Below are 25,466 nucleotides of genomic sequence, written 5' to 3'. Positions count from 1 at the left end.
ATTGATTTATGTTATAACGGCGTAAAGGTACGCAGTTTTTTGAATAGATATTCTAATATTTCCGATTAAGAATTTCACTATATATGATTGCTTTTCTTACTTCATCTACATCTTGTATATGAAAATCTTCCCTGGATATGTGATGATCTGTTTCGATAGGTTCTTCAAGAAGAATGTTGGTTTGTTGTATGGGAGACGAACCAATGGATTCACCCGAAAGGAAAGGCGAAGAGATAACAGTTGCAGCTTTCGTGCTTTTTGCGGCAACTTGCTTTTTCTCCGGTTTTTGTTTTGGCAAACGTTTGGGTTGTTGCTGGCCGTTCTGCATTTCTTGCAATATTTCCCAGAAACCTTTTCCCTGATCCGAACCGGGTGATGTGTCGACTTGTTGTTGGGGTTTAACAGGCTTTGCCGCAGACCGTTTTTTCTTCTTTTCGGAGAAAAGACCGCTTACTACCGCAATGGCGAGGAAAACAATATAAAGCCAATCACCCAGGTTGTCCATAACTTTGATTATTTTTGCACTTCAAATATAAAAATAAATAGTGGAACAGAAAATATATAACCTATATAAAAGCAATAAGGGTAACTTCTCAGCCACCCTTATCAAATTTAACCAAAACCTTAACTATGAAAAAATTTACGTTTTTCTGATGCAAATATAGCCCTAATAATTAATCGGGCAAATATTTCTAATCATGTTTTGTAGTAATATGATGTTTTTTTAGTAATTATTAATAAATATAAACTTAATGGAAACAGAAGACAAGGGTGCGGACTTAAAATCTGCTACTCCTAATTTAGAAAAAAAGCTGTTTATTGAAACTTACGGCTGTCAGATGAATGTGGCAGACACGGAGGTAGTGGCGTCTATCATGCAAATGGACGGTTATGTGGTGACTGAAGATGTAAACGAAGCTGACGCGGTTTTTGTAAACACCTGCTCTGTGCGTGATAATGCCGAACAACGGGTGTATAACCGGCTTCAGTACTTTCAATCATTAAAAAAGAAGAAAAAGAATCTTATCGTAGGTATTCTGGGTTGTATGGCGGAACGTGTGAAGGAAGAGTTGATCAATTCTCATCAGGTGGATTTAGTGGTGGGGCCCGATTCTTACTTAGACCTGCCGTCGTTGGTAGGAGCAGCCGAGTCCGGAGAAAAAGCAATTAATGTTCAGCTCTCGAAACAGGAGACTTATAAAGATGTGATCCCGCTAAAACTGGGCGGACAACGTATCTCGGGATTTATTTCTATCATGCGTGGTTGTGATAAGTTCTGTACGTATTGTATTGTGCCATACACGCGTGGTCGCGAAAGAAGCCGCGATGTGGAAAGTATTCTGAACGAAGTGCGTGATATGAAGGAAAAAGGCTTCCGTGAAATTACACTTTTAGGTCAGAACGTAAACTCCTATGCGTTTAAAAGAGCAGAGGATGATGTCGTGACTTTTGCCATGCTGCTTGAAATCGTGGCCGAAGCGGCTTATCCGATGCGCGTACGATTCACCACGTCACATCCCCGTGATATGGGCGATGACATGCTTTATGTAATGGCAAAACATGACAATCTGTGTAAGCATATTCATTTGCCCGCACAGTCCGGAAGTTCGCGTATGCTGAAAATAATGAATAGAAAATACACGCGCGAATCCTATATGGAAAAGATAGCGGCAATCCGTCGTATATTGCCGGAGTGTTCAATTACCACCGATCTGTTTTGCGGATTCCACTCCGAAACGGAAGAGGACTATCAGGAAACGCTTGCTATGATGAAGGAAGTAGGCTACGACACCTCCTTTATGTTTAAATACTCCGAACGCCCCGGCACTTATGCTGCCAAGCATTTGCCGGACGACGTGCCTGAAGACGAGAAAATTCGTCGTTTGCAAGGCATGATCGATTTGCAGAACAAATTATCGGAAGAAAGTAACCTTCGCGATATAGGTAAGACTTTCGACGTGCTGATTGAAGGTTTTTCTAAACGCTCCCGCGAGCAATTATTCGGGCGTACGGGTCAGAATAAAGTTGTGATCTTTGATAAGCGCAATTATCATGTTGGGCAAGTGGTGAAAGTTAAAATAAACCGGGCTACCTCTGCCACAATGTTTGGTGAGCCGGTAGAAGAATAATATAAGGATTATATCTATCCGTCAACTCGTAATCACGAACTAACAAAGCGGGGTTACGGGGGCTGGAGGCAGGTAAAAAACAGGGCTTGATTTGCTGTTTTTTACCTGCTTTTTATGTTGCTGAAAATCAGCGAGTTGTTTATGCGGAAAAACATAAAGGTTATTTTTGAAAAAATAAAGGATATCTTTTCAAAAATAAAGGATATCTTTTTTTTTATATAGTAATGTAAAAAACAGCCGCTGTTTTAAAACGAATTTTACAGGTTGATTGTATGTACCAACCGGGTTTTCTTGTTAAATTATGGTAATGGGTAGGGTTCTTAGGTAAATAATTCGTTATTTTGCAGAAAAATTGGGCGGTTTGTTGTCTTTACATAGCTGCTCTGTTCTGTAAATTAAAAAGGTATCGTCAGATGGCTGATAATAAAAAGATTAGTTCGGTTTCTTTCTTCAATTCCCGTCTTACTTCTATAATAAGCATTGCCTTGGTGCTGTTTTTGTTAGGTCTTGTTTTTTTAATCGGACTGTTAGGTAATAAACTATCTGTATATGTGAAAGAGAATATGTCTTTTTCAATTATTCTTAAAGACAACCAAAAAGAGGCAGACATCAAAAAGGTTCAAAAAACATTGGATGCGCAACCCTTTATAAAGTCTACCAATTACATATCCAAAGAGCAGGCCGTAAGGGAGTTGGAAGAGGAGTTGGGCGAAAATCCGGAAACGTTTCTGGGCTTTAATCCCTTGCAGGCTTCTATCGAAGTAAAGCTGAATTCCGAATATGCCAATGTAGATAGTATGGCCATTATCGAGAAACAGATAAAAAGCTACACTTCCGTGTCTGACTTGCTTTACAGGAAAGATATGATGGAGATGGTGAACGAAAACATGAAGAAAATAGGTTTTGTTCTTCTGGGGCTGGCCGTGTTGCTGATGACTATTTCTTTTGTTCTGATCAGTAATACAATTCGACTTTTAATTTATTCGAAACGTTTTTTGATTCATACCATGAAATTGGTCGGTGCGACATCCGGGTTTATCCGTGCGCCGTTTATTCGTTATAATATGGTTAGCGGTATATTTGCCTCCTTGCTGGCAATATTGATGCTAACCTCTGCGTTATATTATTTACAACGGGAAATATTAAGCGGATTCATTCAGATATTGGATTTGACTACACTGCTTGCGGTTTATGGCGTAGTGTTGATTCTGGGTGTTTTGTTGTCTGTATTTGCCACAATCGTTTCTGTGAATAAATATCTTCGTTTAGGAGTAGATAAATTATACTATATATAAATATAAAGAAAAGATGACTAAAAGAGACTTTGCTTTTGGTAAGGAAAATTTTATCCTGATTGCTGTAGCCGTTGTGTTCATAGTGATTGGTTTTGTGTTGATGAGTGGTGGAGGCCCTGTGGATGAAGTATCCTTTAACCCTGAAATATTTAGCGCGCGGAGAATTGTGATTGCTCCAATCGTTACAATGTTAGGATTTCTTTTGATGATAGCCGGTATTCTTGTTAACAGTAAAGGAAAAGAAACGGCCGAATGAGTTGGATAGAAGCATTGGTGCTTGGTATAATTCAAGGACTTACTGAGTTTTTGCCCGTGAGTAGTAGCGGGCATCTTATTATTGGTGGTGAGATTTTCGGACTGAGTGGAGAGGAAAATCTGACTTTTGCCATTGTTGTACATGCGGGCACCGTATTGAGTACAATCGTTGTGTTGTGGCCGGAAGTGTCTACACTCTTCAAAGGCTTTTTTAGTTTTAAATGGAATAAAGAGACGCAATTTGTCGCCAAGATATTGCTATCAATGATACCGGTTTGTATTGTCGGTTTGTTCTTTAAAGATTATGTTGAAGCGCTTTTTGGCAACGGATTATTGTTGGTTGGTTGTATGCTGCTTATAACAGCGGCGTTGCTGGCTTTTTCATATTACGCAAAACCTCGTTTGAAAGAAGAAATTGGTTATAAAGACGCATTTCTGATTGGTTTAGTACAGGCATGTGCTGTTTTACCCGGACTTTCCCGTTCGGGCTCAACAATTGCAGCCGGTTTATTGTTGGGTAATAAGAGAGAGCTTGTGGCCAAGTTTTCTTTCCTGATGGTTATCATCCCTATTTTAGGTGAAGCATTTCTGGATATGCTGAAAGGTGGCTTCTCAGCAGAAGCGTCCGGTATACCTGCCGTTTCGTTGGTAGTTGGTTTCCTTGCTGCTTTTGTATCCGGTGCTTTAGCATGTAAATGGATGATTAAACTGGTAAGTAAAGGTAAGCTGATTTACTTTGCTTATTATTGTATGTTTGCAGGTTTGTGTGCGGTTATATATTCGTTGATTTAAGAGCAGATGGATTTTATTGCGGGAGAAGTTCTCTTTTTTAATAAGCCACTAACGTGGACATCATTTGATTTAGTAAATAAGTTTCGGTATAAATTATCCCGAAAACTGAATGTGAAAAAAATAAAGGTGGGTCATGCGGGCACTTTGGATCCGTTGGCCACGGGTGTTATGATTATCTGCACGGGAAAGGCTACTAAACGGATTGATGAGTTTCAGTATCAAACCAAAGAGTATGTCGCTACAATCAAGCTGGGGCAAACCACTCCTTCTTTTGATTTGGAAACGGAGGTTGATCATGAATACCCGACCGAACATATATCAAGAGCGCTTTTAGATCAGGTGTTACCCAATTTTATCGGAAAGATCGAACAGGTTCCCCCTGTTTATTCGGCTTGTAAAATAGAGGGTAAAAGAGCGTACGAACTGGCACGCGAAGGAAAAGAAGTTGAGCTCAAGTCTAAAACATTAGTTATAGATGAGCTGGAGCTATTATCCTGTGAGTTGCCTGTTCTAAAACTCCGGATTGTTTGCAGCAAAGGTACTTATATCAGGGCATTAGCCAGAGATATCGGACTGGCGCTCGGTTCCGGTGCTCATTTGATTGCTTTGGAACGTACCCGTATAGGGGATGTGACGCTGGATAAATGTATGAGTCCGGAAGACATAGATTCGTTTCTGGAGCAAGTAGTAATAGAAGAAAAAGAAAATAAATAAAGTTCATTATGAAGTTATCAAAATTCAAATTTAGTTTACCAACAGAATTGATCGCTCTTAATCCTACCAAAAACAGGGATGAGGCGAGATTGATGGTGGTGCATCGTAAAACCGGTGAGGTTGAGCATCGTGACCATTTCAAGGATATCCTTGAATATTTCGACGAGAAAGATGTGTTTATCTTTAATAATACAAAAGTATTCCCTGCCAGATTGTATGGAAACAAAGAGAAGACAGGTGCTCGTATCGAGGTTTTTTTGTTGCGCGAACTGAATCCTGATTTACGCCTGTGGGACGTACTGGTTGATCCGGCCCGTAAAATTCGTATCGGAAATAAATTGTATTTCGGTGAAGATGACTCCATGGTTGCGGAAGTGATTGATAATACTACTTCACGTGGACGTACGTTGCGTTTCCTTTATGATGGCGATCACGATGAATTCAAGAAAGCATTGTATGCGTTGGGTGAAACTCCGCTTCCAAAATACATTGAACGCGAAATTAACGGAGATGATGAAGAGAGATACCAGAACATTTTTGCTTCCGAAGAAGGTGCGGTTGTGGCTCCTGCGGCAGGTTTGCACTTCAGCCGTGAGCTGATGAAAAGACTTGAGATTAAAGACTGTCGTTTTGCGTTTCTTACGCTACATTCCGGTTTAGGTAACTTCCGTGATATTGATGTGGAAGACCTGACAAAGCATAAAATGGACTCGGAGGAAATGATCGTTAACGCTGAAGCTGTTCGTGTCGTAAATGAAGGAAAAGACGCCGGAAAACAGATATGTGCTGTCGGAACTTCTGTTATGCGTGCGATCGAAACCGCGGTAAGTACAGACGGACATTTGAAAGAATTTGCCGGATGGACAAATAAGTTTATTTTCCCTCCGTATGATTTTAGTGTAGCTACAAGCATGGTAACAAACTTCCACATGCCTTATTCTACTTTGCTGATGATGTCTGCTTCATTTGCCGGTTACGATCTGATGATGGATATTTACCAGCAAGCGATAAAAGAAAAATATCGTTTCGGAGCGTATGGAGATGCGATGTTGATCATTTAATATGGCAAAAGTATTTATAAGTCTGGGCACCAATCTGGGCGACCGGCATAATAATATGTTAACAGCTATTGCGCTGTTGGCAGAAAGGGTAGGAAAGATTCTTGCCCTTTCTGATTTATTCCAAACCGCACCATGGGGCTTTGATTCAGACAATCATTTTCTGAACGCGGCTTTGGAGCTGGAAACCGACCTTCAGCCTTTGGAACTGCTGGAAATAACGCAGGATATTGAGCGGAAGATGGGGCGAACGGAAAAAAGTAACGGTGCCTATGCTGATCGGCTGATCGATATTGACCTGCTTATGTATGATGATCTTGTTTTGAACACTCCTTTGCTTACCTTACCCCATCCACTGATGTTAGAGCGCGAATTTGTATTGAAACCATTGGTTGAAATTGCCGCCGATGTTGTTCATCCGGTAACGAAAGAAACGATTCGTCAATTGTATGATCGGTTGCTTTCATAATAAATAAGGTTAAAATTGTCGTGTGATAACGATTAAATACTAAATTTGCGAATTATAGAATTGACGTGGATAGATTTGTCTTTGATTGCAACCACGGGAAAAAATGCTAAAACAAATATTCTTCCTGTTGTTTGTCTTCCAGACAATTTCCTATCGTCAATTCATTACAAATAATCAATTTAAGTTAGTAATGAGTTATTTATTCACCTCCGAATCGGTGTCTGAAGGGCACCCCGATAAAGTAGCCGATCAAATATCGGATGCTTTGCTTGATGAGTTTCTGGCGTATGACAGAAATTCGAAAGTTGCTTGCGAAACTCTTGTAACAACCGGGCAGGTTGTTCTTGCTGGAGAGGTTAAATCGAAAGCATACGTAGATGTGCAGGAAGTTGCCCGCACAGTCATTGAACAGATCGGTTATACAAAGAGCGATTACCAGTTTGAAGCAAAATCATGCGGTGTACTCTCCGCTATTCACGAACAGAGTGGCGATATTAACCGTGGTGTAGAGCGTCAGGATCCTTACAATCAGGGAGCAGGAGACCAGGGAATGATGTTTGGTTATGCAACCAACGAAACCAACAATTATATGCCGTTAGCATTAGATCTGTCTCACTCGTTGTTGCAGGAGCTGGCATTGATACGAAAGAAGGAAATCAATCTGATGCCGTATCTTCGTCCGGATGCGAAGAGTCAGGTAACGATCGAATATGATGATAATGGCAAACCGCTTCGTATTGATACCATTGTTGTTTCTACTCAGCACGATGAATTCGTACAAACAAAAGGCATCTCTCAGGAAGAAGCGGATCTGGCGATGCAACGGCGCATTGCGAATGATGTGAAAAGCATCCTTATCCCTCGTGTGAAAGCACATTATCCGAAGCATGTACAGGAACTGTTCAATGATAATATTATCTATCATGTAAATCCGACAGGTAAGTTTGTTATCGGTGGGCCTCATGGAGATACCGGTCTTACCGGACGTAAAATCATTGTAGATACATACGGAGGAAAGGGTGCTCATGGTGGTGGTGCTTTCTCCGGAAAAGATCCTTCCAAAGTGGATCGTTCGGCAGCCTACGCAGCTCGGCATATAGCGAAAAACTTAGTTGCCGCCGGAGTTGCTGACGAAATACTCGTGCAAGTGTCTTATGCAATCGGTGTGGCCAAACCCATGAACATTTTTGTAAACACGTATGGTCGTTCGAATGTGTCTTTGACAGATGGCGAAATTGCGGAAAAGATTTGGAATCTGTTCGATATGCGTCCTAAAGCTATCGAAGAGCGATTAAAATTAAGAAACCCGATTTATCTCGAAACAGCCTCTTACGGACACATGGGGCGTACTCCTCAAACAGTGACAAAAACGTTTACTTCACGTTACATTCCGCAACCGGTCGTTTGCGAAGTAGAGTTGTTTACCTGGGAAAAACTTGATTACGTAGATAAGATAAAAGAAGCGTTCGGATTGAAATAAACACGCTGAAATTCGTGCGAAAAGCTGTTTTTAGTCTTCTTATAAGACTGAAAACAGCTTTTTTATTTAAAAAGGGGCGCACAGCACGTGCGTCTCTACAATAATATTTACCCTCACCCTTCTTCCTGTGTTTTTTCCATGTCTTTTACTTTTCGGAATAGGTCTGAGGCAAAGATGAAGTCGTTTAGTGCTTGGTTGTTTGATGTGATTACCTGATGTTTGTTGCCTTGCCATTCTAAGATTCCTTCTTTGATAAAGATGATGTTATCTCCGATATTCATAACCGAATTCATGTCGTGCGTATTGATCACTGTCGTCATGTTGTATTCTTTGGTGATGGAATAAATCAGGTCGTCGATGATGAGCGACGTTTTGGGGTCAAGACCGGAGTTTGGCTCATCACAAAAAAGATATTTAGGTTGCAGCGCGATGGCACGGGCAATGGCGGCACGTTTCATCATTCCCCCGCTTATTTCAGAAGGATATAAATGTCCGGCTTCCGATAAGTTTACACGCTCAAGGCAGAATTCTGCCCGTTTTTTTCGTTCACGTGTCGAGTCTTTAGAAAACACATCTAAGGGGAACATCACGTTCTCAAGCACGGTCATACTGTCAAACAAGGCCGACCCTTGAAATAGCATTCCCATTTCCCGGCGCAGCAACTTTAGTTCCTTTTTGTTCATGTTCAGGAAGTTGCGCTTGTCGTATAGAACCTCTCCCGTGTCCGGTTTCATCAATCCGATGATGTTTTTGATCAGTACCGTTTTGCCGGAACCGCTTCGTCCGATAATCAGATTGGCTTTTCCATCCTCAAACTGTGCGCTAATATCGTGCAGGACAGTGCGTCCGTCAAAAGATTTCGTAAGATTTTTAACCTCTATCATTTTAGGTAAGCATTAAGTGGGTTAAGATAACATCAGCCAAAAGAATCATTACGCTGCTCATAACAACCGCGTTAGTACTTGCTTTACCTACTTCCAAAGCACCTCCTTTAACATAATAGCCGAAGAAAGCAGCGATAGACGAGATGATGAAAGCGTATATGATTGATTTAATGATAGAATACCAGATGTAGAAGGAATTGAAATAAAACTGCAAGCCGTATTCAAAAGAAGCCGGCGTCATACCGTTGCCAGAAACATAACTGGCCGCTATCCCCCCCAGAATTCCGGTGAACATACTGAAGATCACAAGCACGGGGATAAACAACATAAGTCCGGCTATTTTAGGCATTATCAGGTAATTGGCAGAATTAACACCCATAATTTCCATTGCGTCGATTTGTTCGGTCACGCGCATGGTTCCGATTTCGGAAGCGATATTACTACCTACTTTACCGGCAAGGATCAAACACATGATGGAAGACGAAAATTCCAGCAGAATGATCTCGCGGGTTGTATAACCGATTGTAAACTTAGGGATTAACGGCGAACTAATGTTCAACGATATCTGGATTGCGATAACCGTTCCGATAAATATCGATATGATGATAACGATCCATAATGAGTCGACACCCAACTTATAGATTTCACGTATCAATTGTTTGAAGAACATATTCCACCGGTCGGGAAGTGTAATCGATTTCTTCATCAGGAGCGTATATTCTCCCATTGTATGTAATGCTTTGTACATTTCTGTTTCTTTGATTTAGAAGATGCAAATATAAGTTATTTATACTAACACTAATAGCTAAAAGATGTTGTTGCCAAGAATAACAGTCGTTTTCTATTGGCATAAAGCTTTTTAATTCAGCAGTAAATTATACATTTATTTGTAGGAACAATAATTAACCAGTATGATACATCTATAAGAGCCTGCTAAAATATTGCTCGTTTCCGTTTTGACAAATTGATACTAAAACAGCCGTTTTTGTATTCATCTATAGATGGCATGATTGTTAACAGGTGTTTAGTGGTGGTGTTGAAAAGTAAATGAATGCTAATAAAGAACGAAAACTCCTTTTAAAAACCCGAAATCATCCCTTTTTCTCTCATAATCACACGAACGCTTCCGGGAAAATAAACTGATAACTTTTGTGAGACATCCTTTATGTTTTTAAAAATAACCTTTATGTTTTAAAAAATATCCTTTATCCTGAAAAACACATAGTAATATAGTTTTTAACAATAAAAGAGTACGATTGAAAACTGCGATAAATCGATTCTGAGACACTGAAGGCGTAAATGGGGCGATGGTTTGTTTTTTCAATAAAACGCGTTGAGGAATCATTAAAATAAACGGGTGGCAATTTGTTTGGAAAAAGACTGTTTTTCTTACTTTTTTGATTAACCTGATCGCTGTGGAGCAATCTGATATATAGCAGATATCTGCCTTAAACAGTTGTTGATTGGTGAAAGAACGTTAAACGTGTAAGCCTGCATTTAAAACGCGATTAAATTCTGTTACTTTGCAGTAAATCTTTAGTTATGACAGACGATCAGCAAATGGTACTCCGCACGGAGGATCTGGTAAAAAAATATAGAACCCGTACTGTGGTGAACCATGTTTCTATCAATGTGAAGCAGGGCGAGATTGTAGGTTTACTCGGTCCGAACGGTGCCGGAAAAACAACTACATTTTATATGACCGTAGGACTTGTCACGCCTAACGAGGGTAAGATTTTTCTGAATGATATGGAGATCACAAAATTTCCGGTCTATAAAAGAGCCCGAAACGGAATTGGTTACCTTGCCCAAGAAGCCTCTGTGTTCCGTAAAATGACGGTTGAAGATAACATTCGTTCCGTACTGGAAATGACCGAAACCACCCCCGAATACCAGAAAGAAAAATTAGAAAGCCTGATTGCTGAATTCGGCCTGTATAAAGTGCGGAAAAATCTGGGAGACCAGTTATCCGGAGGAGAACGCCGTCGTGTGGAGATTGCCCGTTGTTTGGCCATAGACCCGAAGTTCATCATGCTTGACGAACCCTTTGCCGGAGTCGATCCGATCGCCGTACAAGACATTCAAGCCATTGTAGCAAAGCTAAAGCACAAAAACATCGGTATCCTTATCACCGACCACAACGTATACGAAACCCTAAGCATAACCGACCGTGCCTACCTGTTATTTGAAGGAAAAGTATTGTTTCAGGGCACAGCCGAACAATTAGCCGAAAACGAAATTGTCCGCGAAAAATACTTAGGAAAAGACTTCCAACTACGAAAAAAAGTCTTTTAACCCCCCTTCACAGTCACCCAAAGCCAGTAAAAGCATCTCATCCCATCAGACTATTCTTTAACGAAGCCCCATGCAGAGATCTCTCCACTTCGGTCGGAATGATAAAGAGGGATAGTCGGGTTGACAGGAAAGGGTGGTCGAGATGACAAAAAAGATGATTCCTACCCAGAAAAGAGCGCGATGCCGCGAAAAGCGGCGAGCCGTGAAAAAAACCGGCCTCATTGGATGAGCGTTAAGAAAAACACGGAGCGAAAGCGTTAAAAACAAATCGTTGTTTGAGCGCAGCGAGTTTTCGATTTGTTTAGCGAAAGCGCAGTGTTTTTTAGCGAAGGAAGTGCAGCCTTGATCTTTTTTGCTTCGTTTTTTGGATCAAGCCAAAAAATGATGTGGGGTCGCAGGGGTGAAACCCCTTAAAACCCTGCCCCATCCGCTGTCATGCTGAGCCTGTCGAAGCATCTCATCCCATCAGACTATTCTTTAACGAAGCCATACGCAGAGATCTCTCCACTTCGGTCGAGATGACAGTGGAGGGGTGGTCGCGATGACAAAGAGGGGTGTCGGAATGACAAAGAGGAAGGATTGTGATAACAGGAAAAATGTCAGTATAAAACAAAAAAAAACGAACTGAAATACCTAATTTCATTTCGGGCTAATTATTTCTTTATATAGAACTACTCTATTTTTTACTCTTTCTTTTGTTCGTTTCAGGAGACTGACGACAATCCCAGATATCATATACGTAAATTACATCACTGCCAATGTAGTATACCACTTTATACGTGCTTGTAACAACCAACGAGCGGTAAATTAGAGGTTCATCTTCTAATAAAAATTCAACAGCAGCCATTTCCGGAAAATCCTTCAACTTCATTACTGCTGTTTTTATTTGCCTTACTATCTTCCTGGCCGCCCTCTCGCTATACTCTTTCTTATAGTAATCTGTTATTTCTTTTAAACTTTCCTTTGCAGGTGAAAGCCATATTAGAACCATGTTTCAACCTCTTTCATAAATTCTTCATGCTCAATACCGCCACCATTATCAGCCTCTTCTTTACCTCTGGCTAATCGACCTTTCAATTCATCCAATGTATATTGGCAAGGCATATTATCACCCTTAGCCTTTTTCAATTTACGGTAATATTTTTGTATTTTTTCCAATATAACATTATCTTGTTCATTGTCAATATCTTGCAGTATTTTCGCTTTTAATTCTAAAGTAGTCATAGTAACCCCCTTTCTTATTCGTTATATATGCAAATATACAAAAATAAATACCAACCGTAGCAACAACCGCTCATCATTCAAAACCAAACCAATACACATTAATAAACAACCAATAACCACTGTCATGCTGAGCCTGTCGAAGCATCTCACCGCAACCCCTTGTCATGCTGAGCTTGTCGAAGCATCTCATACCGTCAGACTATTCTTAACCGAAGCCATATACAGAGATCTCGCCACTCCGGTCGAGATGACAAAGAGGGGTGTCGGAATGACAAAGAGGAACGGTCGGGATGACAGGAAAGGATGTCGAGAAGACAAAAAAGATGGTTCTTATCCAGAAAAAAGCGCGATGCCGCGAAAAGCGGCGAGCCGTGAAAAAACCGGCCTCATTGGATGAGCGTTAAGAAAAACACGGAGCGAAAGCGTTAAAAACAAATCGTTGTTTGAGCGCAGCGAGTTTTCGATTTGTTTAGCGAAAGCGCAGTGTTTTTTAGCGAAGGAAGTGCAGCCTTGATCTTTTTTGCTTCGTTTTTTGGATCAAGCCAAAAAATGATGTGGGGTCGCAGGGGTGAAACCCCTTAAAACCCTGCCCCATCCACTGTCATGCTGAGCTTGTCGAAGCATCTCATCCCATCAGACTATTATATAACGAAGCTTTATGCAGAGATCTCTCCACTTTGGTCGAGATGACAAAGAGGGATGGTCGGGTTGACAAAGAGGAGCGGTCGGGTTGACAGGAAAGGGTGGTCGGGTTGACAGGGAGGAACAGTCGCGATGACAAAGAGGAACGGTCGCGATGACAAAGAGGTTGGTTGTTTATTAAAGAAATATGGATTATCATTGTATTGTCTATTTGTATTATCTCTTTGTATTTACGATAAATTTAAATTCTATGAAAACATCAATTGATTTACATCACCGGAGTTCTACCCGGGGAAAAAACTTTTCGGGCAGTTTGTTTGTCCGGATCATTCGCGAACGGAAATCAGCAAGTATAACATTACCCTATACGCTGTTTCCCGAAGAGTGGGATCGGAACCGTAAACGTGTGCGCTGGGAGGATGCGCCAAAGTCGCGGTTGGATTACCTGAGCCGTGTGGAACGGGAAACTGTTCAGGTGCTCAGTTGTTTGCGTCAGTTGGCCGACCGGTTGGCATTGAAGGGGGCATTTTCATCGCTTGAACTTGTTGCCGCGTACCGGTTGAAAACTTCAGGATGTTCTTTCTTCTCCTTTGCATCATCGCTGTGTGAAGAGATGCGCGCCGCGGGAAAGATCAGTTCTGTCCGTTCGTACACTACGGCCTTACTTCGGCTGAAGAATTTTACCGGCAACGGGAGTCTTTCTTTTTCGGACATTACGCCGCGATTGATCAGCTCGTTGGAGGAACATTTGCAAAAGGAAGGCATGAGCCGCAACACTACCTCTTCTTATATGCGAAGCCTTCGCGCTATATATAACAAGGCGGTGGAGTCGGGTAGGGCAGACCGCACCGGTATCGATCCTTTTATGAATGTATATACGGGAGTGGACGAAACACGTAAACGCGCGCTTTCGGAGAAGGAGATCAACCGGATTGCGAAACATGTTCGTGATTTTTCGGCAGACGAATGCAGCCCTTCGGAAGAAGAGAAGCTGCAAAAGGCGCGTCGTTACTTTCTGTTTGCTTTTCTGGCGCAGGGCATGTCGTTTGTCGATATGGCTTTTCTCCGCAAAACGGATATCCGTGGCAACCAGATCTGTTACCGCCGCCGTAAAACGGGTCAGCGTATAGTAGTGAGTATTACGCCGGAGTTGCGAAAGCTGATCCACAGTTACGCTGACCAGGTGAAAAACTCGCCTTATGTGCTTCCGGTTATTTCCCGTCCGGGCGAAAACGAGTTTCTGCAATATGAGAGCGCGCTTCGTCTGCAAAATAAATGGTTGAAACGGCTTACGGCTAATCTTTCCACGCACGTTGCCCGTCATACGTGGGCTACTATCGCGCGTCGTAAGAATCTTCCTGTGGGTCTGATCAGTGAATGCCTGGGCCATACGTCCGAAAAGACCACCCGTATTTATCTGGGAGCTTTCGATGGGCGTGCGTTGGCGGATGCGAATAAGAAAGTTACTTGCTTTTTAAGTTAACTATTGTTAATGGGCTGTGGTTTATAAAATTGTTTTTTACCTTTGCTCCTGTAAAATTAATGTTGTTAATCAAGACCTATACTAACTAAGTGTCGGAATGTAAAGACATAATTGGCTGTAAAAAACCGAAACCATTTAATCCTTTTACTTAACTTTTCAAAGCTTTTTGTGTAGATTAACTATCAAATTCATCCATTAAACGGAACTTCCATACAGTGGTTAGCTATATATATCCGCTTTGATTGTGTTTGCCCATAAAATCCGGGTTGTCATCACTTATTTTATAAGCGAGCGTACCCTTTTTTCGTCATTCAACAGGTAAAAACACGTGTCGACAAGTATGCTTTTAAGCAACTTAGGTGTTTTTATCGGTCTGATACTCAGAAGCTGTAGTTGATTATGGTTTCCGAGCCGGACCGGCTATACCCGTTTTCTGTTAATTTTTAGAGGAGAAAATAAGGAGTCACCTCCAAACTTATTTTTAGTTCGGCAACGTACTTATTTTATATCCTTATGGGCTGCATCTATCACTTAATTAGTTGTTAAACCTTCAATAGAAGATTAAATAACCCTGTAATAAAGGTTTGTCTTTTTCTCTGCTGTTTTTATCACCCGGGCTTATCTGCCGCCAAGTGTAAAAGACAAGCAATACTTGTTTTTGAACAGTAACATAGTCATAATTTTGGTTCATAATACATTGTAAATTACCTTGTTTAAAAAACGCTTACAATTTTTCTTTTCGTAGTGTTGTAATATCCGCCTAACGGATGCTATACAAAACATATTTTTTCAATTTTTACGCCTGATTGTTTTCCCAATGTTTTCAGGCCTAAAAATGTTGAGGTTTTAATTTAATCAATCCGCTAACTAATAGCGTTTTAACACGCTCGCAAATAGACATTCCGACACTTAGTTAGTACCGGAATAAGCGAACTGTTCTATATGACTTTGTTCATGGAGATTAGCTGCTGAAAGACTGCCAAAGAAATAAACGATTACATATAAAAAAGAGGTGTTCTGTGGTGTGTACCACGGGGTGGAGAGTATTTGCTTTTATTTTACATTATAAATATATATTAAGTATTTCTATTATTAATTAAACAGATTTTGAAAATGAAAAAGAATTTCAAATTTTCGGCTTTAGTAGCCATGGCATTAATGGCCGGTTTCAGCAGTTGTTCAAACGAGAACGAACCTACGGAAATCAGCAAAGAAACGAAATCGGTTACATTGAAATTGGACCTGAGCTCTCCCACCACTTATGCGGACGAAGCTTCAGCTACAGGCACTACCGCTACGCTTAGCAATGGGTATGTGTATTTTGTGAAAACTGGCGGAGCGATTGATCGAGTGGTTGCAATGTCATTATCTCCGGCTCCGGGTGAAGCAGATATCAATACGATCGCTACTGCCGGTCATACTGAAACGGGTGTTGACGGAGCCGTTCAAACTATTTATGTTGTTGGTAATGTACCTGCTTCTTTGAACGCTACATTGTCTGCTGCAACAACTCTTAGTGCGGTTGAAACTGCGGTGCTGGCTATTGCCGATCAAGCTACGGTAGCTAATGTAACGCTGCAAGGACAGAGCGGTCTTTCTGTTAGTCCTACAGCGACTAATGTGTATACGGCTACTGTGACCATCAAACCGGTTGTTTCTCGTTTTGAGATCGCGCAGATTGAATACGATAACTCGACTGCCGCATCTTTAGTCGACCCAATTACCGGATTTAGCGTAGAGGGTATTTTCGTGAATAACACGTATCGGGCTATGCAATTTGACGGTACTGTATCAAGCTTGCTTTACAACGGTCCTACTGCTGCTGCAAACTTCACTGCTGCTAATTATGGTTCCTTGGCTGATTTAGGACTCCCATTAGGTTCATCAAGTGTAAGTTCACTAACGAAAGTTCCTAACACTACCCCAGGAGTTTGGGCTTACCAGTTCTTCCCAGTTGATGCTACAGCTGCTAATCCATCTCCCGACGCGCTTCCGGAGTTAGTAATTAAATTAGACAATTTCACGAGTACCGGTGGTACAATAACCGGAACACAATGGATTACTATTGCTCAGTTCAAGGACGCTTCAACCGGTTTGGTGATTGATAAATTTGATGCGAATAATATTTATAAAATTGCGAATATCAAATTTGATAACAGCAATTTAAGTGCAACTCCTTCTACTACAACTAAGGATATCACGGTATATGTAACTGTTCAGGCTTGGGATACAGTAAATGTAGACCCTGTTTTATGATCGGTTTAATATAAAAAGGAATTTATAAACCTTAACTATATAAGCGGGGAGGGCATCCCTCCGGTCTGTTTTCTGATTGGCGCCGCCCTCTTCCGCTTTACAAACTTATCAATCCGGTCTTTTGCTTTGATCCGGTCTAAATGTCTTACAAATGAAATGGTTTAAAACGATATTAATTCTTTCACTGCCGCTGCTGCTTTGTTGTTGTTTGCATGACAACGGAGGGAGTTGCCCATCCGATCGTAACCACCTGCTGCTGTTCAACTATCCCGATTTTCAGTCACGCATAAGTTGTGTGAACCTGGGTGTTTTTGATTCGTTGGGTGTTTGCGTGGAGAGTAGGTGTGTGGAGAAAGAGGAATTAATGTCTCTTCAAGGTATTGGTCTTTCGCTTGCGGAGGGTGATTATACCGTTGTTTGCTGGGGTAATGTGCTCGAAAATACGGTACTCAGCGGCTTTTCCGTGGGGTGTTTCTTCGAAGAGGTGGAAGTATGCCACCCGAACCTGAACACCGACCTGCCGATACCGACCACCGACCCGTTATATTACGGCACACAGACTTTTACCGTTGATTATTCCGCCGTACAGCCGGATACGGTTTTTTTTCGTCCTGCCCATATCGGGCTTGATATTCATGTGCGCGGCATCGACGCACCACAGCTTAGGGAAGCGGCTTCGTTTCCGCTTATCGGCATCAGCCATACGCGTACGTCTTTCGGTTACGCGATGCAATGTCTGGGAAAGTTTGCTGATTATTATCCTCCTGTTGTTTTTGAACCGATAAATAAAATGGCACATACCTCACTGAATGTATTACGCTTTTCGGAAGCAGATGATTTAGAAGTGGTTTTATACGATACGCATACGGGAAAGTCCCGTTTTTCGGTCTCGCTTTCCTCCTTTGTCCGTAAACACGGAATCGAGATCACGGAAGACAATGAGGTGCTTGTCCCGATCTATTTAGAAATAGTAAACACAACTGTCCGGGTTACTGTGGAACCTTGGAAAGAAACTCCGGTGGATCAGTCCTAAAAAGAAATTGAACGAATGAAAATAAAGAAAAACTTTGCTTTTTTCCCTGCCGTTACCCGTGTATTGGCTTTTATGTTCGTGCTCTCGCTTACTGCCTGTAGTGATGAGGAGGCGGTGAACCCGACGGGTACGGGAGGAGATGAAAAAGAAATTGTGCTGACGCTTTCTACCGGAAAAGGGCTCTCGCCCACCACCCCGTCTACCTACGCGTTGACGATGACGGACGAAGCCACGATAGCCGGCGTTGATGTTCTTTCCTTCCTCAACGACGGTTCCGGCACTTATTACTATGAGAAAAGGCAACAGCCCCTTTCCGCAGGTGGCAACGGCTATAGCTTTAAAGTCGCGAACCACAGCCAAAGCCAGCGGTTTGTGGTGCTGACCAACGCGAGTGCCGCGTTGACGGCTGTTACGCTAACACCTGCCGACAAGCTGGATGATGTGTTGCAGAAATTAGAACTGGCAAACACGGGCGAATGGCAGGGAAACAGAATCCCGATGTACGGCTGCACGGCACCACTAAAGGCGGATACGCTCAGCCGTATCGATCTGAAACTGATCCGTATGCTGGCGCGCATGGATGTTAGTGTGAAGAGTGGTGTTGATTTTAAACTGACCAACGCCCGACTATATAATATACCGCTTAACGGACGGGTAGCCTATAGTGAACTGCCTACCGCTTGGGATGCTGCTAAATTTACGGTGCTGGCTCCCACGCTACCGGCATCTGTACAAAAGCAGGAAAAGCCTGCCGTTGTGTTCAAGGCGGACGCTTCGGGTATAATCCGGCGTGAGATCTACCTGTTTGAATCCGGTAAACCTCTGAACCGCGACCATGCCACCGCGCTTGTGGTGGGCGGTTTGTATAACTACTCGACCAATAAGAACGATACGACCTATTACCGCATCGACATACCCGAGTTTGTGAATGGAACGGAGCAACCCAACTCGTTGGGCGAAATTTTACGCAACCATTCTTATGATATAAAAATACAGGGAGTAACGGGCAAAGGTAGCGATACGCCCGATGAGGCTTTTTATACGATCGCCAATATGACCAGTAAGGTACAAGACTGGAGCCTGCCGGATATTGACGACGCCGTGTTTATGGGTGTGAACAGCTTGCGTGTAAACCAGGCGCTGTTTACCATCGCCAACAACGGAGAGAATAATCTTCGTTTGGATATCGAAACGAGCTATGACGAAGGCTGCGAAGCTTGGTTGGTTCCGTCGGATGCCGATTCCTGGCTGAAGTTTACGCCTGCGCCGAACGCTTCGCGCAATCCGGATTTCAGCAGAATTACCGCGGGGCAATTACAACTTCGTTTCAATGCCTTGACAAATAGTTCCGGAAAGGACTGGCGCCATGCTGCGCTGAAGATCCGGTCGGGTAATCTGGTAAAATACATTGATTTTTTCCAGTCGGAATACCGGCTTGGGAATGAGCTATTTGATTGGGAAACAGCGGATATCGAAACGGGCATAGAGATGTACCGCTTGGGCGTGAGCCGCGCCGCTTTCTCGTTGGGCCTCAATAAGAACGATTCCATAGAAGTGGTGGCTACGACCGATTTTTCGGGTGGATTAGAGGTGTATACGGAATACCCGAATGGCGGCAACTGGCTGTCGGTAAAGGGGCCGAATAAGTTTCCGTCGGCGGGAACGCATACGATCCGTTTTGCGGTTGAACTGAATAATACGGGTAATCCACGCATGGCTTACTTGGTGATAAAAGCGGGCACCTTGCTTAAGAAAATCAAAATCGACCAGCTGATCGGCCCTGAACTGGATCCGTCTGTTCGCCCCTGGGACGATCCGGGATTCGACCCGGAAACTCCGGTGATCGACTACTGGCTTAAAACAAGCCGTTCGGGTTATCTCTTGTACCGCAACGCCTACGATAAGGTGGAATTGATTGTCGAAACCAATCAGCCGGGAGGATTCAAGGTGTATCCCGAAAACGGCAGTTGGCTTTCGGTGGTGGGCAACGACACGTTCGCGACCGGACAGCATTCGGTTTATTTCGCGGCCAAACAGAACGATTCGGGCAGTCCGCGTACGGCCTATTTTGTAGTGAGTTCGGGCAATATGCGCAAGAAAGTGGTGATCAACCAAGCAATAACGGTAGGCCCTGCCGTATTGCCGCCATTGAGTCCTTGGGAAGATCCGGGTTCGGAACCCAATATCCCGGTTGAATCGAAAGACTTTTATGTGAACCGCACCGCTTGCGCGTATGATAAAGACGCGAAAAATTCGATTGAATGCGTGCGGGTAACCACGGAAACAGGCAAGAGCTGGTCGGCAACGTCGAGCGTGCCTTGGCTGACGATCGAAACGCCTCCGACCACCGGCAACGGAACGCCGCAACCGCTGAAGATATCGGTGGATGCTTACCCGAGTGGCGCGGACCGTACGGGTACGATCATACTGCAATCGGATAATCTCCAAAGAGAGATCAAAATAACGCAATACAGCAGTACAGGAGTTCAGATAAGCAATCTATTAACGGAATACGGGTACAACCCGGATATGCCCAATGAGAAACATAAATTCAGGCTGCGCACAAAATCTCCGTGGGAGGCAACCGTGATTACGGATACACAAAACCTGATCCGTCAGTTGCATACGCCGTCTGATATGGGAAACTGGACCGGAATAGATTTTCTGTTCACGCTGAACGGCTTTGCTTCGGGTACTAAAAGCGCGACCATACGCATCAGCAGTATCTATAATGAATTTAATCCGATGGATGTAACGATAGATGCAAAACCGGTACTTCCGTATTTTGAACTGGGTGGGTTGCAGGTGAAACGCAATGACCAGCCGGGTAGTCAAACCTGGTATGTTTTCGCCAATGTGCCGAATGGTACTAATACGTTCGATGTGCCGCCGCTTGGACAACAGGTAACTCCGCCGCGCCAGTATAGTTGCGCTTCGTACAAAACAGATAACTCATCGAAGCCCTGGCGCTTGCCTACACAGGCGGAGATGGCGGCTGTTATTGCCGATGCCAAAGCAAACGGAGGGCTTGCCGCGTATAATTTTCCTGCCAGCGGTTATTACTATACTGCCACTTCTACCACCGGAGATAACACAAAGGCTATACAGGAGAGAACTAACTCAAGTACAATTTATAATGAGAGTAAATCAAGGACAGGTGGCGGATCCGACTTTGCCCGTTGTGTACGTGATATATAAAACAATATAAAAACAACATAATAAGATGAAAAAATGGATTATAGTATGGTTGTTGCCTGCCTTGCTTTGGCTGGTAGGGTGTAGTGAAGAGAGCATTTACGAACAACCGGCCGGCAAAAGAGTAACCGAACTGACGCTCAACGTGGCGTTGCCGATGGCTTTCGAACCGACTACCTATGCGGCGTCGGAAGCGCAGGAAAACCAGGTAGACTCGATCAATGTGCTGGGCTTTGAAACATCGACAAAGAAACTGCTGTTTCATACGCAGGGCGTGGACTTAAAAGACGCGACGGGCTCAGTAAATGGAGACAAAAAAAGCTTTCGGGTGCTGATTCCCAATGGAACGTACACCAGTGTGTTTTTGGTGGTGATCGGCAACGCGCACAACGAAATAGCGACCGCTTTGCAAACAAACACAGTAACGATGGGAATGACGCACGACCAGGTTGCGACCGCCCTGCAACTCACAAAGTATTCGACCGATCCGACAGCAAACGGAAAATGGACGGTTAAGCCGTCACCTTTCCGGGCGTTTCCGATGTGGGGCAGAACAGGTGATATTAACCTGACCAGTGCCTCACTAACTATCCCCATCTTGTCGCTGCTTCGCTCTGTGGCGCGTGCGGATGTTGAAGTGAATTCGGGAAACGGACTGTCTAACTTCGAGATGAAAGAAGTTTGGTTAGGCAATTCGATGAAACACCTGCAGCTGCTTCCCTTGGAAAGAAACATCGATCCTTCGCTTTCGTTGGTTACGGATGCTTCTGTTCGCTATTCCGCAACCAGTACGTCAAATGTATATTCGCAGATTAAATACGATGTTCCGAATGCCGACCAGAATGCGTTTAAGGGAGAAATCTTTATACCTGAACATGCAAAAGGCGTTTCGGGAACTAACGTAAAGTGGAACTGCTGCTTGATTATCGGGGGGTACTACAATGGCTCGTCCACTATATCGTATTACAGGGTGGATTTTGCAAAAACAACGCGTAATGCGGCAGGAGACGTAACGGGTAGCGAATACCTGCCGGTGATGCGTAACCACAAGTACGCGGTGAATATCACAAAGATAAAAGGCGCGGGCGCAACCTCTGTAACCACGGCCATGGCCGGTGCAGGAGTAAATATCGCGGTGGATGTGATATGTAAATCGGAAGATATTGTTAATATCGTGTACGACGGGCAATATATGTTGGGTATCGATCGCCCCCACGACGATTATAAACTAAGCAACCAAGCAACCAGCCACTCGGTAGCCGTTAGCACCACCTTCCCCAGCGGTTGGAAAGCCACAACAGCACAATCCTGGATTACGCTCAAGAACAGTACTCAAAACGCAGCCGGTCAATCAAACCTCACGTTTGATATTGCCGCTCAGGCCACTACTTCCAGCACAAAACGTACCGGACAAATCCAGATACAAGCCGGAGGATTAATCAAAACCCTGAACATCTCTCAGGAGTTAAGTAACTATATTGAGCCTGTCAATAAAGACACCATTTACCCGATGAGTGGCGATACTTTTACCTTTAAAGTAAAGTCCCCTCATCCTTGGTCTGTCAAGATAAAAGACGACCAATACAATATACTGAAACACTTCACTACATCGGGAACAGCCAACGCAAGCAGCGGAGTTGACTTTAAATTTAGTTTAGTAAATGATATGCCGGATCAGTTCTTAAAGGATAAAACCACGAAGCTGACCTTTTATAGCCCAACCAACGATTTCCCTGAAGTAGATGTTCCCATCAGAGGATGGAGCGATCCGGCGGTAGTTTCCTTTGACTTAGGAGGTGTTTGGGTTTGGAAAAGTGATGATGGCAGATACAATGAATCATGGTATGTAGTTACCAATACACCGGATAATACATACTCAATGTTAGTTCCTCCGGGAAACGGTGCTTTACAGGTGAGTCCTCCCCGGCGATATAGCTGCGCCGAAATTCCCGGAAACCCGGCTAAACCCTGGCGTGTACCGACCTTAAGTGAGTTGAGTGCTATCGGTAATGCTGCAAGAACGGGAGGAACCCCTGATCGATACGGCTTTAAAAATTCCAATTATTGGACAGCTACGTCAGGCAACACCTCAGCTGCTTATTATATAATAATCTACAATGGAGGGCAGTATAGTACGGGTAAAGGCGGCTCATCAAGCATGAGAGTCCGATGCGTAATGAGCAAATAAGATATTTTTTTATTTATCGTTTAAAAAATACAATAGAGAATAAGGGCGTGATCAGTTGTGAAACTCGTCTCGTTCGATAATAGTCAAGAAAGTTGATTAAAATAAAAATTAACTTTAAAAAGCTGTACCGATTGTGAAATTAGTACAGTTTTTTTATTTCTTCCCACCACCACATTGTCATGCTGAGCCCGTCGAAGCATCCCGCCCCACCCAACCACACTGTCATGCTGAGCCTGCCGAAGCATCTCATCCCAACTCATCCCCACTGTCATGCTGAGCCTGTCGAAGCATCTCATCCTGTCTGAGTATTCTTTAACGAAGCTATATGCAGAGATTCCTCCACTTCGGTCGGAATGACAAAGAGGTTGGTCGGGTTAACAAAGAGGGCGGTCGGGTTAACAAAGAGGGCGGTTCCCTCCCCACTGTCATGCTGAGCCTGTCGAAGCATCCCATCCCAACCCATCCCCACTGTCATGCTGAGCCTGCCGAAGCATCTCATCCCAACCCATCCCCATTGTCATGCTGAGCTTGTCGAAGCATCTCATCCTGTCTGAGTATTATTTAATGTAGTTTTATGCAGAGATTCCTCCACTTCGGTCGGAATGACAAAGAGGGGAAGTCGAGTTGACAGGGAAGAGATGTCGAGATGACAAAAAGGGAAGTTCCTACCCGTAAAAGAGCGCGATGCCGCGAAAAGCGGCGAGCCGTGAAAAAACCGGCCTCATTGGATGAGCGTTAAGAAAAACACGGAGCGAGAGCGTTAAAAACAAATCGTTGTTTGAGCGCAGCGAGTTTTCGATTTGTTTAGCGAAAGCGCAGTGTTTTTTAGCGAAGGAAGTGCAGCCTTGATCTTTTTTGCTTCGTTTTTTGGATCAAGCCAAAAAATGATGTGGGGTCGCAGGGGTGAAACCCCTTAAAACCCTGTCCCTTCCTTTGTCATGCTGAGCCTGTCGAAGCATCTCATCCCATCAGACTATTCTTAACCGAAGCCATATACAGAGATCTCTCCACTTCGGTCGAGATGACAAAAGAGGGGCGGTCGGGTCGACAAAGAAGGGCGGTTGGGTTGAAAGGAGGAACGGTTCCTTCCCCCATTGTCATGCTGAGCTTGTCGAAGCATCTCATACTGTCTGACTATTCTTAACCGAAGCCATATACAGAGATCTCTCCACTCCGGTCGAGATGACAGGGAAGGGCGGTCGGGTTGACAGGGAAGGGTGGTTGGGTTGAAAGGAGGAACGGTTCCTTCCCCCATTGTCATGCTGAGCTTGTCGAAGCATCTCATCCCATCAGACTATTCTTAACCGAAGCCCCATGCAGAGATCTCTCCACTCCGGTCGAGATGACAAAGAGGGGCGGTCGGGTTGACAGAGAAGGGTGGTTGGGTTGAAAGGAGGAACGGTTCCTTCCCCCATTGTCATGCTGAGCTTGTCGAAGCATCTCATCCCATCAGACTATTCTTAACCGAAGCCATATACAGAGATCTCTCCACTTCGGTCGAGATGACAGGGAAGGGCAGTCGGGATGACAGGGAAGGGTAGTTGGGTTGACAGGGAAAAGCGGTTCCTACCCGTAAAAGAGCGCGATGCCGCGAAAAGCGGCGAGCCGTGAAAAAACCGGCCTCATTGGATGAGCGTTAAGAAAAACCCGGAGCGAAAGCGTTAAAAACAAATCGTTGTTTGAGCGCAGCGAGTTTTCGATTTGTTTAGCGAAAGCGCAGTGTTTTTTAGCGAAGGAAGTGCAGCCTTGATCTTTTTTGCTTCGTTTTTTGGATCAAGCCAAAAAATGAAGTGGGGTCGCAGGGGTGAAACCCCTTAAAACCCTGTACCATCCGCTGTCATGCTGAGCCTGTCGAAGCATCTCACCGCGTCTGACTATTCTTTAATGAAGCCATATACAGAGATCTCTCCACTCCGGTCGAGATGACAAAGAGGGATAGTCGGGTTGAAAAAAGAGGATAGTCGGGTTGAAAGAGAAGGTAGACCCTGATCAACTATGTTATCAATCGTGCTTTTTTTCATATAGTATTATAAAAAAACGCATCATTTTAACGCTGACTTTTGTGAGCACTAAT

The 25,466-nt window shown here is 43.6% G+C and carries 21 protein-coding genes; 14 read left to right on the top strand and 7 right to left on the bottom strand.

Annotated elements, in window-relative coordinates:
- Nucleotides 1-52 precede the first annotated feature (52 nt).
- Nucleotides 53-505 (bottom strand): hypothetical protein, encoded by a 453-nt coding sequence (locus B9Y81_RS02620; protein ID WP_085535430.1) that lies wholly within the window; start codon nucleotides 503-505, stop codon nucleotides 53-55.
- 247 nt (nucleotides 506-752) lie between these two features.
- Here B9Y81_RS02620 and miaB point away from each other — a divergent pair, with 247 nt between their 5' ends.
- From miaB to metK, 8 genes are all read left to right on the top strand, one after another.
- On the top strand, nucleotides 753-2,129 hold the full coding sequence (miaB, locus tag B9Y81_RS02615; protein ID WP_085535429.1) for a tRNA (N6-isopentenyl adenosine(37)-C2)-methylthiotransferase MiaB: 1,377 nt from the start codon (nucleotides 753-755) through the stop codon (nucleotides 2,127-2,129).
- Between the two features lie 413 nt (nucleotides 2,130-2,542).
- Complete coding sequence (locus B9Y81_RS02610) at nucleotides 2,543-3,424, top strand: cell division protein FtsX (protein ID WP_085535428.1); 882 nt, start codon at nucleotides 2,543-2,545, stop codon at nucleotides 3,422-3,424.
- A gap of 13 nt (nucleotides 3,425-3,437) precedes the next feature.
- Nucleotides 3,438-3,680 (top strand): DUF3098 domain-containing protein, encoded by a 243-nt coding sequence (locus B9Y81_RS02605; RefSeq protein WP_085535427.1) that lies wholly within the window; start codon nucleotides 3,438-3,440, stop codon nucleotides 3,678-3,680.
- Nucleotides 3,677-4,471, top strand: coding sequence for an undecaprenyl-diphosphate phosphatase (locus B9Y81_RS02600; protein WP_085535426.1), 795 nt, complete (start codon nucleotides 3,677-3,679; stop codon nucleotides 4,469-4,471). The genes B9Y81_RS02605 and B9Y81_RS02600 overlap by 4 nt, the downstream gene beginning before the upstream one ends.
- A gap of 6 nt (nucleotides 4,472-4,477) precedes the next feature.
- A complete protein-coding gene (truB, locus tag B9Y81_RS02595) occupies nucleotides 4,478-5,185 on the top strand; it encodes a tRNA pseudouridine(55) synthase TruB (protein ID WP_085535425.1) in 708 nt (235 codons plus the stop codon).
- An 8-nt stretch (nucleotides 5,186-5,193) separates the two neighbouring features.
- Nucleotides 5,194-6,246: a tRNA preQ1(34) S-adenosylmethionine ribosyltransferase-isomerase QueA gene (gene queA, locus B9Y81_RS02590; protein ID WP_085535424.1), complete on the top strand. Its 1,053-nt coding sequence runs from the start codon at nucleotides 5,194-5,196 to the stop codon at nucleotides 6,244-6,246.
- A 1-nt stretch (nucleotide 6,247) separates the two neighbouring features.
- Nucleotides 6,248-6,712, top strand: coding sequence for a 2-amino-4-hydroxy-6-hydroxymethyldihydropteridine diphosphokinase (gene folK / locus B9Y81_RS02585; RefSeq protein ID WP_085535423.1), 465 nt, complete (start codon nucleotides 6,248-6,250; stop codon nucleotides 6,710-6,712).
- 190 nt (nucleotides 6,713-6,902) lie between these two features.
- Nucleotides 6,903-8,192: a methionine adenosyltransferase gene (gene metK, locus B9Y81_RS02580; protein WP_085535422.1), complete on the top strand. Its 1,290-nt coding sequence runs from the start codon at nucleotides 6,903-6,905 to the stop codon at nucleotides 8,190-8,192.
- A gap of 113 nt (nucleotides 8,193-8,305) precedes the next feature.
- Here metK and B9Y81_RS02575 read toward each other — a convergent pair whose 3' ends face one another.
- Together B9Y81_RS02575 and B9Y81_RS02570 are read right to left on the bottom strand one after the other, a co-directional pair.
- Nucleotides 8,306-9,076, bottom strand: coding sequence for an ABC transporter ATP-binding protein (locus B9Y81_RS02575; protein WP_085535421.1), 771 nt, complete (start codon nucleotides 9,074-9,076; stop codon nucleotides 8,306-8,308).
- A gap of 1 nt (nucleotide 9,077) precedes the next feature.
- Nucleotides 9,078-9,824: an MlaE family ABC transporter permease gene (locus B9Y81_RS02570; protein ID WP_085535420.1), complete on the bottom strand. Its 747-nt coding sequence runs from the start codon at nucleotides 9,822-9,824 to the stop codon at nucleotides 9,078-9,080.
- A 794-nt stretch (nucleotides 9,825-10,618) separates the two neighbouring features.
- On the opposite strand from B9Y81_RS02570, the gene lptB reads away from it, so the two are divergent.
- Entirely contained in the window at nucleotides 10,619-11,371 is a 753-nt protein-coding gene (gene lptB / locus B9Y81_RS02565) for an LPS export ABC transporter ATP-binding protein (protein WP_085535419.1), read from the top strand.
- Between the two features lie 457 nt (nucleotides 11,372-11,828).
- Here the strand turns inward: lptB and B9Y81_RS15185 are convergent, their stop codons facing one another.
- The 3 genes from B9Y81_RS15185 to B9Y81_RS02555 are packed head-to-tail and all read right to left on the bottom strand — an operon-like array spanning nucleotide 11,829 to nucleotide 12,595.
- Nucleotides 11,829-12,014: a hypothetical protein gene (locus B9Y81_RS15185; RefSeq protein ID WP_139822879.1), complete on the bottom strand. Its 186-nt coding sequence runs from the start codon at nucleotides 12,012-12,014 to the stop codon at nucleotides 11,829-11,831.
- A gap of 33 nt (nucleotides 12,015-12,047) precedes the next feature.
- On the bottom strand, nucleotides 12,048-12,362 hold the full coding sequence (locus B9Y81_RS02560) for a type II toxin-antitoxin system RelE/ParE family toxin (RefSeq protein WP_085535418.1): 315 nt from the start codon (nucleotides 12,360-12,362) through the stop codon (nucleotides 12,048-12,050).
- Nucleotides 12,353-12,595 (bottom strand): hypothetical protein, encoded by a 243-nt coding sequence (locus B9Y81_RS02555; protein WP_085535417.1) that lies wholly within the window; start codon nucleotides 12,593-12,595, stop codon nucleotides 12,353-12,355. The genes B9Y81_RS02560 and B9Y81_RS02555 overlap by 10 nt, the downstream gene beginning before the upstream one ends.
- A gap of 892 nt (nucleotides 12,596-13,487) precedes the next feature.
- On the opposite strand from B9Y81_RS02555, the gene B9Y81_RS02545 reads away from it, so the two are divergent.
- From B9Y81_RS02545 to B9Y81_RS02525, 5 genes are all read left to right on the top strand, one after another.
- Complete coding sequence (locus B9Y81_RS02545) at nucleotides 13,488-14,720, top strand: tyrosine-type recombinase/integrase (protein WP_176221432.1); 1,233 nt, start codon at nucleotides 13,488-13,490, stop codon at nucleotides 14,718-14,720.
- Between the two features lie 1,113 nt (nucleotides 14,721-15,833).
- Nucleotides 15,834-16,976, top strand: a complete 1,143-nt coding sequence (locus B9Y81_RS02540; protein WP_085535414.1) for a hypothetical protein — start codon at nucleotides 15,834-15,836, stop codon at nucleotides 16,974-16,976.
- A 151-nt stretch (nucleotides 16,977-17,127) separates the two neighbouring features.
- On the top strand, nucleotides 17,128-18,009 hold the full coding sequence (locus B9Y81_RS02535; RefSeq protein ID WP_085535413.1) for a FimB/Mfa2 family fimbrial subunit: 882 nt from the start codon (nucleotides 17,128-17,130) through the stop codon (nucleotides 18,007-18,009).
- Between the two features lie 15 nt (nucleotides 18,010-18,024).
- The gene (locus tag B9Y81_RS02530) at nucleotides 18,025-21,207 is read left to right on the top strand and encodes a BACON domain-containing protein (protein ID WP_085535412.1); all 3,183 of its coding nucleotides are present in this window, start codon (nucleotides 18,025-18,027) and stop codon (nucleotides 21,205-21,207) included.
- A gap of 25 nt (nucleotides 21,208-21,232) precedes the next feature.
- A complete protein-coding gene (locus tag B9Y81_RS02525; RefSeq protein ID WP_085535411.1) occupies nucleotides 21,233-23,392 on the top strand; it encodes a BACON domain-containing protein in 2,160 nt (719 codons plus the stop codon).
- A gap of 960 nt (nucleotides 23,393-24,352) precedes the next feature.
- Here the strand turns inward: B9Y81_RS02525 and B9Y81_RS15240 are convergent.
- Nucleotides 24,353-24,517 carry a hypothetical protein gene (locus B9Y81_RS15240; RefSeq protein ID WP_176221431.1) on the bottom strand — a complete coding sequence of 55 codons (165 nt, stop codon included), beginning with the start codon at nucleotides 24,515-24,517 and terminating at the stop codon, nucleotides 24,353-24,355.
- Nucleotides 24,518-25,466 lie beyond the last annotated feature (949 nt).

Source organism: Massilibacteroides vaginae, from assembly GCF_900178525.1.
Classification (GTDB): domain Bacteria; phylum Bacteroidota; class Bacteroidia; order Bacteroidales; family Tannerellaceae; genus Massilibacteroides; species Massilibacteroides vaginae.
Note: the sequence above shows the minus strand (reverse complement) of the source record. Positions and strands in the feature narration are given on the sequence as shown.

What these genes read in the sequence shown, in the direction of transcription:
- B9Y81_RS15240 (WP_176221431.1), bottom strand. Translation starts at nt 24,517, where the DNA reads ATGAGATGCTTCGACAAGCTCAGCATGACAATGGGGGAAGGAACCGTT.
- B9Y81_RS02605 (WP_085535427.1), top strand. Translation starts at nt 3,438, where the DNA reads ATGACTAAAAGAGACTTTGCTTTTGGTAAGGAAAATTTTATCCTGATT.
- B9Y81_RS02600 (WP_085535426.1), top strand. Translation starts at nt 3,677, where the DNA reads ATGAGTTGGATAGAAGCATTGGTGCTTGGTATAATTCAAGGACTTACT.
- B9Y81_RS02530 (WP_085535412.1), top strand. Translation starts at nt 18,025, where the DNA reads ATGAAAATAAAGAAAAACTTTGCTTTTTTCCCTGCCGTTACCCGTGTA.
- B9Y81_RS02545 (WP_176221432.1), top strand. Translation starts at nt 13,488, where the DNA reads ATGAAAACATCAATTGATTTACATCACCGGAGTTCTACCCGGGGAAAA.
- B9Y81_RS02535 (WP_085535413.1), top strand. Translation starts at nt 17,128, where the DNA reads ATGAAATGGTTTAAAACGATATTAATTCTTTCACTGCCGCTGCTGCTT.
- truB (WP_085535425.1), top strand. Translation starts at nt 4,478, where the DNA reads ATGGATTTTATTGCGGGAGAAGTTCTCTTTTTTAATAAGCCACTAACG.
- B9Y81_RS02570 (WP_085535420.1), bottom strand. Translation starts at nt 9,824, where the DNA reads ATGTACAAAGCATTACATACAATGGGAGAATATACGCTCCTGATGAAG.
- folK (WP_085535423.1), top strand. Translation starts at nt 6,248, where the DNA reads ATGGCAAAAGTATTTATAAGTCTGGGCACCAATCTGGGCGACCGGCAT.
- B9Y81_RS02540 (WP_085535414.1), top strand. Translation starts at nt 15,834, where the DNA reads ATGAAAAAGAATTTCAAATTTTCGGCTTTAGTAGCCATGGCATTAATG.
- B9Y81_RS15185 (WP_139822879.1), bottom strand. Translation starts at nt 12,014, where the DNA reads ATGAAATTAGGTATTTCAGTTCGTTTTTTTTTGTTTTATACTGACATT.
- queA (WP_085535424.1), top strand. Translation starts at nt 5,194, where the DNA reads ATGAAGTTATCAAAATTCAAATTTAGTTTACCAACAGAATTGATCGCT.
- metK (WP_085535422.1), top strand. Translation starts at nt 6,903, where the DNA reads ATGAGTTATTTATTCACCTCCGAATCGGTGTCTGAAGGGCACCCCGAT.
- B9Y81_RS02555 (WP_085535417.1), bottom strand. Translation starts at nt 12,595, where the DNA reads ATGACTACTTTAGAATTAAAAGCGAAAATACTGCAAGATATTGACAAT.
- B9Y81_RS02620 (WP_085535430.1), bottom strand. Translation starts at nt 505, where the DNA reads ATGGACAACCTGGGTGATTGGCTTTATATTGTTTTCCTCGCCATTGCG.
- B9Y81_RS02560 (WP_085535418.1), bottom strand. Translation starts at nt 12,362, where the DNA reads ATGGTTCTAATATGGCTTTCACCTGCAAAGGAAAGTTTAAAAGAAATA.
- miaB (WP_085535429.1), top strand. Translation starts at nt 753, where the DNA reads ATGGAAACAGAAGACAAGGGTGCGGACTTAAAATCTGCTACTCCTAAT.
- lptB (WP_085535419.1), top strand. Translation starts at nt 10,619, where the DNA reads ATGACAGACGATCAGCAAATGGTACTCCGCACGGAGGATCTGGTAAAA.
- B9Y81_RS02525 (WP_085535411.1), top strand. Translation starts at nt 21,233, where the DNA reads ATGAAAAAATGGATTATAGTATGGTTGTTGCCTGCCTTGCTTTGGCTG.
- B9Y81_RS02575 (WP_085535421.1), bottom strand. Translation starts at nt 9,076, where the DNA reads ATGATAGAGGTTAAAAATCTTACGAAATCTTTTGACGGACGCACTGTC.
- B9Y81_RS02610 (WP_085535428.1), top strand. Translation starts at nt 2,543, where the DNA reads ATGGCTGATAATAAAAAGATTAGTTCGGTTTCTTTCTTCAATTCCCGT.